1 protein-coding gene is annotated in these 1,181 nt (G+C 60.5%); it reads right to left on the bottom strand.

The window, feature by feature from the left end:
• Positions 1-1,181: UDP-glucose dehydrogenase family protein (locus F0311_RS11245; RefSeq protein ID WP_150462038.1), on the bottom strand; the 1,181-nt coding region annotated here is incomplete at both ends.

The following is a 1,181-nucleotide window of genomic DNA, read 5'->3' as shown; positions in this document are numbered from 1 at the left end:
TTTGCGGCCGAGTTGGGTGAAGGTCCAGCCTGCGTTTTCCCAGTCGGTGGCTGGTAGTACGTTGCGGGCGTCGATGAAGCGTTTGGCGGCGACGAGGTGGTTGAGGTCGGTGGGGGTGAGGGTTTTGAATTCGTTCCATTCGGTGGTGAGGATGACTAGTTCGGCTCCGGTGGCGGCAGACTCGAGGTTGTCCACATAGTTCAGGCGTGGGTAGCGTTTGGCGGCGTTGTGGTTGCCTTCGGGGTCATAGACGGCGATATCGGCTCCGGCGTTGAAGAGTCGGGCTGCGACATCGAGGCCGGGGGAGTCGCGGACGTCGTCGGAGAGGGGTTTGAAGGTGATGCCTAGGACGGCGATCTTTTTGCCTTCGATGTTCTGGTCGAGGAGTTCGAAGGCCCTGGCGACGGCTTTTTTGCGGCGGCGTAGGTTGATCTGGTCGATTTCATCGAGGAACTTCATGGTCCGGTTCAGTCCCAGTTCTGCGACCCGGGTTTGCAGGGCGCGGATGTCTTTGGGCAGGCAGCCGCCGCCGAAGCCGACTCCGGCGTTGAGGAATTTGCGGCCGATGCGGGTGTCGTATCCGATGGCATCAGCCAGGGTGGTGATGTCTCCGCCGACGGTTTCGGTGATTTCAGCGAAGGCGTTGATGAAGCTGATCTTGGTGGCTAGGAACGCGTTGGCGGCGACTTTGACTAGTTCGGCGGTTTCGAAGTCGGTGCTGATCCAGGGGGTCTCGCGGTCTAGGGCTTCGGCGTAGACTGCACGCAGGGTGGTTTCATCGGTTTGATTCCTGGTGCCGACTACTAGTCGGTCTGGGCGTAGGGTGTCTTCGACGGCGAAGCCTTCCCGGAGGAATTCTGGGTTCCAGGCTAGGGAGACTTCCACTCCTGGTTGGGTATGGTCCTGGATTAGTTCGTAGAGTCGGGCGGCGGTGCCTACGGGTACGGTGGATTTGCCGACGATTAGGGCGTTTTTGGTGATTGCCTGGGTTAGGGATTTGGTGGCGGCATCTACGAAGGTCAGGTCTGCCCCGGTGCCGCCTTTGAGCTGTGGGGTGCCTACTGCGATGAAATGCACATCAGCCCAGGAGCCGATCTGGTCCATGCTGGTGGTGAAGCGCAGCCGGCCGGTATCGACGTGTTTGCGGATCAGCTCCGGTAGCCCGGGCTCATGGAAGGGCA

This window comes from Nesterenkonia ebinurensis, assembly GCF_008711175.1.
GTDB classification, from domain to species: domain Bacteria; phylum Actinomycetota; class Actinomycetes; order Actinomycetales; family Micrococcaceae; genus Nesterenkonia; species Nesterenkonia ebinurensis.
This window is presented reverse-complemented; position numbering and strand designations above follow the sequence as displayed.